The organism is Amycolatopsis sp. NPDC059235, from assembly GCF_042754125.1.
Taxonomy (GTDB): Bacteria; Actinomycetota; Actinomycetes; order Mycobacteriales; family Pseudonocardiaceae; genus Amycolatopsis; species Amycolatopsis albidoflava.
Map to the genome: position 1 here is coordinate 130,394 of NZ_JBHZAG010000015.1, position 7,643 is coordinate 138,036.

Genomic DNA, 7,643 nt, shown 5'->3' on the forward strand with positions numbered 1-7,643 from the left:
AGGCGCGCCGGCTCCTCTCCGGCCGGTCAGTCCGGCTGGATCCACGACACCTGCACGAGCTGCTTCCCGTTCTTGCGGCTCAGCATGTTGCCCCGGCCCGGCGGCATGGCGCTCGGCCGGATGTTGCCGATCAGCACGCCCTCGTCGCGGGAACCGTTCATCACCATGCCGGTGGCGGCGAGTTCCTTGAGCTTGCCGATGACCGGGTCGTACGCCGCCCGCGACGCACCACCGGTGCGCCGGACCACGATCAGGTGCAGGCCGACGTCCTTCGCCTGGGCGAGGAACTCCGATAGCGGCTTGAGCGGGTTCGTGGACTGCGTCGCCACCAGGTCGTAGTCGTCGACGATCACGAACAGCTCCGGACCGGTCCACCAGGACCGGGTCTTCAGCTGTTCCTGCGTGACGTCCGGACCCGGCAGCCGCCGCGTCATCGACCCGTGCACGTCCTGGACCATGCTGTCCAGCTGCGCCGAGGAAACGGCGTAGCCGAGCAGCGAATCGCCCTCGAGGAACCCGAGCATCGTGCGCCGGTAGTCGACCAGCAGGATCACGGCCTCCTGCGGCGTGTAGCGCTCGGTGATGCCGCGCGCGATCTGCCGCAGCAGGTTCGTCTTGCCGGACTCGCCGTCGGCGAACGCGAAGAAGTGCGGATCCGCGTCGAAGTCCAGGTAGATCGGCTGCAGGTCTTCCTCGTTGACGCCGATCGGGACCAGTTTCGTGTCCCGCTTCTGGTCGATCTGCAGGACCTCTTCGTAGGTGATCATCTCCGGCAGCAGGCGCACCTGCGGGGCCACCCGGCCGCGCCACGCCCCGCGGATCTTCGCGACCGCGTCCGCGACGCCCGCCGCGACTGTCTCCGGGTCGCTCGACCCGTCGATCCGCGGCAGGCCGGTGAGCAGGTGCAGCTTGTCGCGGGTCAGCCCGCGGCCCGGCCGCCCGGCAGGCACGTTGACCGCGATCCGGCGGTCCATTTCGGACTCCGTCGGGTCACCCAGACGCAGCTCGAACCGCGTGCCGAGCATGTCCTTGATCGCCGGCCGGAGGTCGGCCCACCGGTTCGCCGAGATGATGACGTGCACGCCGTAGGCGAGACCCTGCGTGGCCAGCCGGGTGATCGACGTCTCCAGCTCCTCGAAGTCGTCGCGCAGCGCCCGCCAGTTGTCCACGATCAGGAACGCGTCGCCGAACGGGTCCTGCTCCGGCGTGATCTCGCCGCGGCGCTTCCGGTTGCGGAACTCCGTCATCGAGTCGACGCCCAGCGCCCCGAACCGGCCTTCGCGCTCGGTCAGCAGCGTGGTCAGCTCGGCCACGATCCGGCGGGCCTTGTCCGGCTCGCGCCGGGCCACCGCGACGCCGCCGACGTGCGGAAGGTCCGCGAGGCCGGCGAGGGTACCGCCACCGAGGTCGAGGCAGTAGAACTGCGCTTCCTCGGGGGTGTGGGTGAGCGCCATCGACATGATCAGCGTCCGGAGCATGGTCGACTTGCCCGACTGCGGGCCGCCCGCGATGACGCCGTGGCCCTGCGCACCGGCGAAGTCCGCCCACAGGAAGTCGCGCCGCTGCTCGTACGGCCGGTCGACGATGCCCATCGGCACCTGCAGCCTGCCGTTGCCGAAGAAGCCGACCGGGGACAAGCCGCGGTCGTCGGTGGGGTTGAGGTTCGGCAGCATCGTGTCGAGCGAGTTCGGCTCGTTCAACGGCGGCAGCCACACCTCGTGCGCCGGCGGGCCCTGCCCGATCAAGCGGCTGACGATGACGTCCAGCTCGCTGGGCTCGACGGCCTCTTCGGACTCCGGCTTCTTCGGTGCTTCCTGCTCCTCGACGACCGGTTCCGGCTCGGGTTCCTTCGGCAGCTCCACGAAGTCCGGCACGAACAGCTGCGGCCGCTTGTCGGCGCGCACCACCGTGGCGGCCGGGCCGGCCGCCTTGATGCCCGCGGGCCGGTACGGACCCGAGACGTAGGAAGCCTTGAACCGCACCAGGGTCGAGGTGTCGTACTTCAGGTAACCGCCACCGGGGACCGACGGCAGTTCGAACGCGTCCGGCACGCCGATCGCCGCGCGGGATTCCGCCGCGGAGAACGTCTTCAGGCCGATCCGGTAGGACAGGTGCGAGTCGAGACCGCGCAGCTTGCCCTCTTCCAGCCGCTGCGACGCCAGCAGCATGTGCATCTGCAGCGACCGGCCCAGCCGGCCGATGGCGACGAACAGGTCGATGAAGTCCGGCTTCGCGGCCAGCAGTTCGGAGAACTCGTCGCAGACGATGAACAGCGCGGGCAGGGGGTCGAGGTCGGCGCCGTTTTCGCGGGCCTTCTCGTACTCCCAGACGTTCTTGAAGTTGCCGCCGTTCTTCAGCGCTTCCTGGCGGCGGTTCATCTCGCCGGCCAGCGCGTCCTTCATGCGGTCGACCAGCGTGACCTCGTCCGCGAGGTTGGTGATGACCGCGGACACGTGCGGGGCCTTGTCCAGGCCCAGGAACGTCGCGCCGCCCTTGAAGTCGACGAGGACGAAGTTGAGCGTGCTCGACGAGTGCGTGGCCAGCATGCCCAGCACCAGCGTGCGGAGGAACTCCGACTTGCCGGAACCGGTCGCGCCGATGCACAGGCCGTGCGGGCCCATGCCCTCTGCAGCGGCTTCCTTGATGTCCAGCTCCACCGGCTGGCCGTACTCGCCGACTCCGAACGGGACGCGGTAGCGGTCGCGGATCGGCCGGGGCCGCCACGCCTGCTGGACGTCGAACGTCATCGGGTCGCCGGGGATGCTGAGCAGTTCCAGCAGCGAGGGGTTGGACAGCAGCGGCTCTTCCTCGCTGACGTCCTGCCCGCCGCCCCCGCCGACGCGGTACGGCGCGAGGAGCCGGGCGAGCGCCTCGACCTCGACCACCGACAGCGAGTCCGGGCGGCCGAACCACTCGACGCCGCCCGCGCTGCGCGCGCCGAGCCGGTCTTCCTCGACCACGAGCCGCAGGCCGCGCCGGGCGGCGAGGTTGCCGACCGAATCGGAAAGGTCGACCAGGGTGACGCCGACCAGGCCCTCCTCGAGGATGATCTGCTCCTCGCGGGTGACCTCGGCGTCGTCCACGATGATCACGACATGCGGCTGGTCCGGGGCGGGCGTCGCGTTGCGGGAGAACCGCTGCCGGTCGCGCAGCTCCTCGTCCAGCCAGTCTTCGATCTGCTTGAGCGAGCCAGCCATCATGCGCAGCTGGCCGATGCCGTCGGACAGCGTGGGGTGCTGGGTGTGCGGGAGCCACTTCGCCCACTCCCACTCCTCCTTCGCCCGGCCCGCGGTGGCGACCGCGATCATCACGTCGTCCGGGCTGTGGAAGGCGACCAGCTGGGCCAGCATCGCGCGGGTCAGCGCGCGGGTGCGGCTCCGCTCGCCCTGCATGCTGACCGCGGCGAACCCGCGGAGGGTGATCTGGGTGGGCAGGTCCGGCACGATCGAGTGCGCGCGCACGAACCGGCGCAGCGCGAGGGTGGCGATCGGCTCCAGTTCGTCCACCGGGCCGGTCTGGGGCGGGACCAGCCGGGTGGCGAGGCGGTGCGAGCTGCGGCCGACGCGCAGGTGCAGGAAGTCCTGGTCGTTCTGCCTGCGCTCCCACATCCGGCGGCTGGCCGCGAGCGACCACAGCGACTGCGGGTCCGGGTGCACCCATTCGAGGGCGGCGCGCTGGTCGACCATCGCCTCGCGGGCGCGGTCGCGCATCTGGCCGAGGTACCGCAGGTAGTCCTTGCGGTCCTCGTCCATCTCGGCCTTCTTCTGGCCGCCGCCCTTGCCGCCGCCGCCCGCGAGCATGCCGACGGTGCCCATCAGCATCATGCCGCTCATCATGATCGTGGTCGGGTTTTTCGCGCCGCCCGCCGTGAACATGAAAACCATCATCCCGAGCGACGCGAAGATCATCACGCCCGGAATCGCCTTGGCGACAATGCTTCCCGGGATCGTGCGGGGCACCTCGGGCGGCGGCTCGAGATGCACCTCGCCGCCGGGCGGGCGCGGCGCGGCCAGCCGCGGCGACTTCTTGAACTGCAGCGTGCTCATCTCGAAGGACCCCTCTATTCCTGCTCGACGCCTGCACCCGGGTGCGCGGGACAACCTATCGAACGTCGCCCCGGAAATCCGGCCAACTCCCGGATCGGCATCTCGCACCCCCTCCGCGGACCCCCGGCGGGGCCCGTCCTCCCAGTGCGCCCGAGTGTAGGGACCACCACCGACAGTCAACGGACCAGGCGGAGGAACCCGCTGGTCGGTCTGGTCTAACCGGGCCGGTACGGGTATTTTCGCCGACGATTTGCGGACACGCGCTGAAACCTGTCACCAGGTTCGGTATAAGTTCCCCCGGGAGCTGTCTTTTCAGAGCGGGGGATCTAGTGGCAACGGGCACGACGGTATTCAGCAGGGTCACGGTGGTCGCACCGACGACACGCATCGACGTCGCGCTTCCGGCCGACGTGGCGGTGGCCGACCTGCTGCCCATGCTTCTGGAGATGGCCAAGGAGGTCACTCCGGACGGCGGGGCCCGGCACGGCGGGTGGGCGCTGGCCAAGCTCGGCGACGCGCCGCTCGACCCGAGCCGGACGCTCGCGTCCCTCGGCGTGGTCGACGGCGAGCTGCTGCAGCTGCGCAAGCGGAACGAGAACCCGCCGCCGCCGATGTACGACGACGTGGTCGACGCCATCGCGGAGTCCGATCCGGACACCTTCCGTCCGTGGACGAAGGAGACCGCGCGCCGCTTCGGCCACGTCGCGGGCGGGCTCGCCCTGTTCTTCTCCGCGCTCGCGCTGTTCTTCAGCGGTTCCCTCTACGGCGGTTCCTCGCTCGGCCCGGCGATCGCCGGCGGCCTCGGCGCGATCGCCTGCGTCGCGGTCGGCGCCACGCTCGCCAAGGCCTACCAGGCCGAGGCCACCGGCGTGCTGATCGCCTCCGCGGGCGGCCTGCCGCTGGCCTTCGTGAGCGGGTTCTACATCGTGCCGGGGCTGTCCGTCCGGGCAAACCTTCTGCTCGGCGCGGTGCTGGTGCTGATCGTCTCGGCGGTCTGCATTCTCGTGGTCGGCGCGGGCATCCGGGTGTTCATCGCCACCGCCACCGCCGGTGTGTTCGGCTCACTCGCCTTCCTCATCGCGACGCTCGTGACCAGCGCCGACACCTCGGCGGTCGCCGCGGGCACGGTCGCCGTCGCGCTGGGCTGCATCTCGTTCCTGCCGCGCGCCACCATCTGGCTCGCCAAGCTGCCGCTGCCCTACGTGCCGAGCACCGCCGAAGAACTGAAGGAAGACACCGGCTTCCCGGACTACAAGGCGATCGAGCAGCGCACCGCGGTCGCGCACGACTACATGACCGGCCTGATGATCGGCTGCGGCGCCACCACGGCGGTCGCGGCGGTCCTCGCGGCCACCGCGCCGAACGTCTTCGGCGTCATCCTCGGCGTCGTCGCGACGCTGGTCCTACTGTTGCGCGCCCGTGCCTACGCCAACGGCGCGCAGGCCATCGCGCTGCTCACCACCGGCATGGTCGCCGCGGCGGGCATCCTGCTCGGCTGGCTGTTCTTCTCCGCCACCGCCGAGCAGCGGCTGCTGTACGTCTTCGGTGCGCTGATCCTGATCGCCGCGGCCGCCCTCGTGGTCGGCGTGGTCTTCCCGGACCAGCGTTTCTCGCCGCCGCTGCGGCGCACGGTGGAGATCATCGAGGCGATCTGCATCGCCGTGGTGCTGCCGCTCGCTCTCGGCGTGATGGACCTCTACTCGACGCTGCGCCACCTCAACCTCAAGTGAGCCGCGCGATGGGCTCCCCACGTTCCTTCCCCCGCAGGCTCGGCCTCCCCGGCCGCGCCGGGGTGGCGTTGTTCGCGGCCGGGCTGGGACTGCTGTCTCCGTTCGCCGCCGCTCCGGCGTCGGCGCAGTCGGCGAGCGCGCCCGCGGGCACCTGGGCCACCCCGCCGCCGCTGGGTCCCGGCGACGCGCCGCCCGCCGACAGCCACGTGCCGGACAAGACGTACAAGAAGAAGAACGACTGTGTGCAGCGCAGTCTCGGGCAGAACGTCGAGATCAACTTCCGCCCGTGGGGCCAGGACTACCTGCAGTTGTCGAAGGCGCAGGAGATCGTCCGCGCGGCGAAGGGATCGGTCGGGGGCGACCAGCGGGTCGCCGTGATCGACACCGGCGTCACGCAGCATCCGTGGTTCCAGGGCCGGGTGGAAAGCGGCGGGGACTACGTGGCGAAGCCGGACAACGGCGCGGACCCGGGACTTCAGGACTGCGACGGCCACGGCACCGAGGTCGCCGGCATCATCGCGGGCAACCCGCAGGACCCGAAGGTCGGCTTCATCGGCGTGGCCCCGGACGCGCGCATCGTGTCCTACCGGCAGCTGAGCGAGAACTACGCCAAGGACGACAGCCCGCAGCAGCCCGCGTCTCCCCCGGCGAGCGGGACCGGCCAGCCGCCGGCGAGCGGCGACAACCAGAAGCCTCCGGCAGGCAGCAGCAACAGCCAGCTGCCCCCGTCCTCGGGCGGTGGCACCGGCAGCGGAAGCGGGACGGCGCCGCAGCAGGACAACAAGGGCGACAACCGGCAGCTGGCGAAGGAAGGCACCGCGGGCACGCTCAACACGCTCGCGCAGATCATCCGCGGCATTGCCGACCGCGGCGGGATCGGCGTGATCAACATGTCGGTCGACCACTGCCGCGCGGGCACCGCGCCCGGCGACATCCAGGAGGGCGAGCGCCTCGTCCAGGCCGCGGTGCACTACGCGGCCGAGAAGGACATCGTGGTCGTCGCGGCCGCGGGCAACGTCTCGGAAAACTGCCCGCAGAACGACCAGGCCGACCCGAACAAGCCGAAGTCGGTCGTCACTCCGCCGTGGTTCTCCGACGACGTGCTGTCCGTCGGGGCCATCCAGGAGGACGGCGGCATCGCGCCGTTCAGCGTGCACGGCCCGTGGGTCGGCGTCGCCGCGCCGGGCACCAAGATCGTGTCGCTCGACCCGGCGGAACACTCGACCGGACTGGCGAACCTGACCATCGCGAACGGCTCCCCGTCGCCGATCCAGGGCACCAGCTTCGCCGCGCCGTACGTGGCCGGTGTCGCCGCGCTGGTCCGCTCGATGTACCCGAACCTGAGCGCGCGCGACGTGGTCAAGCGGCTCAAGGCGACCGCGCAGCACCCGGCCGCTCCGGGCGGGCGGGACAACTTCGTCGGCTACGGCGTGATCGACCCGGTGGCCGCGCTCACCGCGAACCTGCCCGGCGACACCGGAAACCTCGCGCTGCCGAAGCCGGTGGTGCAGGAGGCCAAGCTGCCGCCCGCCGACGGCATCAGCTCGACGCCGATGATCGTCGCGCTCGCCGGCACCGGCGGCGGCGTGGCGGCACTGCTGATCACGCTGTTCGTGGTGCACACAATCCGGCGGAACCGGTCCGGGGCGCCGCCTCCGCGATAACTCAGGCACGAGAAAAGGGCCGCTTCCCGCGATCATCGCGAGGAGCGGCCCTTTCTTTGTCCACAATGGAGAGCGCCCGGTTCCGGGGCCGGAGAAGGGGGGGGGGGGGGGGGGTGGGGGGCCGCGGGCGGCCGGTGAGTTTTAGGGGGTTGGGGGGGTGCCCGGCGTCTCCCGGCCCCCCCCGGGCGGGGGCGGGGGGGGCA

At 71.0% G+C, this 7,643-nt stretch carries 3 protein-coding genes; 2 read left to right on the plus strand and 1 reads right to left on the minus strand.

Translation table 11 applies throughout. The features are described from left to right. Window positions 1-26 precede the first annotated feature (26 nt). Window positions 27-4,046, minus strand: coding sequence for a type VII secretion protein EccCa (gene eccCa / locus ACFXI3_RS13700; RefSeq protein ID WP_344270259.1), 4,020 nt, complete (start codon window positions 4,044-4,046; stop codon window positions 27-29). Between the two features lie 329 nt (window positions 4,047-4,375). On the opposite strand from eccCa, the gene eccD reads away from it, so the two are divergent. Then, window positions 4,376-5,776 carry a type VII secretion integral membrane protein EccD gene (eccD, locus tag ACFXI3_RS13705; RefSeq protein ID WP_344270256.1) on the plus strand — a complete coding sequence of 467 codons (1,401 nt, stop codon included), beginning with the start codon at window positions 4,376-4,378 and terminating at the stop codon, window positions 5,774-5,776. A gap of 8 nt (window positions 5,777-5,784) precedes the next feature. Then, a complete protein-coding gene (locus ACFXI3_RS13710) occupies window positions 5,785-7,440 on the plus strand; it encodes a S8 family serine peptidase (protein WP_378399736.1) in 1,656 nt (551 codons plus the stop codon). Window positions 7,441-7,643: the final 203 nt, after the last annotated feature.